Raw genomic sequence first — 768 nt, forward strand, 5'->3', positions numbered from 1 at the left:
GCGTGGCGGAGAAACGAACGTTTGAGCATGAGCGGCAACCTTGGCTTCGATGAATCCAGAAGATTCTGCGAGGCGGGTGCACGAGGCGGAAGGAAGCTGTTCGCGCTTTCTAATGCGGCGGCCGACTAAGGGCGGGTGCTGGGGAAGGCGGCTGTTCGGCTTGAGGCTCGGGCAAAAGAAAAACCCGCCGTAGCGGGTTGTCAGCGAAGGACTTCGGTCTGATGAGCGTCAGGGCTTGTCGCGTTCGGCCCGTAGCCACTTCAGCCTGCGCTCCGCTTCGCCAGGAGGGATCTGGTCCTCGGCCTCCAGTCTCTTGAGCCTTCGCTCATCCGCGCGATTCAATGCATCCTTCAGGAGGGCCATCTTGCGCTCCCGGCAAGGGCTGCATTCGTAGAAGCTCGTCGGACTCCCCGTGAGCTTCATCTTTGCGTCGTACTCAAGGGCAAGAGCTCGCCCATTGGGTTCGATACCCATGGCGAGGATCCTTCCGTTCTTGAATGTGACGAGGGCATCTCCTTCGCACCCTGTGGTATCGGTTCTTTCCGGGTCGTAGGCTCTCCATGAAACCCGACGCATGTGCCGCAAGACATAGAGGACGTCCTCTTCTGTCAACACGACGTCGTCGCAATTCAGAAAATCCTTGTTCTCCCATACCGTTCGGCCCGAAGGTTCCGTGATCTCCACCATTTGCACGTAGGCGATGGGGTATCGCCGATCAGCGGCCTGCGCTGAAGATGTTCCCGCTGCCACGATCAGTATCGTGGCCAC

At 59.2% G+C, this 768-nt stretch carries 1 protein-coding gene; it reads right to left on the bottom strand.

Translation table 11 applies throughout. The features are described from left to right. Positions 1 to 228 precede the first annotated feature (228 nt). Positions 229 to 768 carry a hypothetical protein gene (locus ACSFA3_RS24855; protein WP_435508025.1) on the bottom strand — a complete coding sequence of 180 codons (540 nt, stop codon included), beginning with the start codon at positions 766 to 768 and terminating at the stop codon, positions 229 to 231.

It is taken from the genome of Variovorax glucosi (assembly GCF_051216695.1).
Taxonomy (GTDB): domain Bacteria; phylum Pseudomonadota; class Gammaproteobacteria; order Burkholderiales; family Burkholderiaceae_C; genus Variovorax.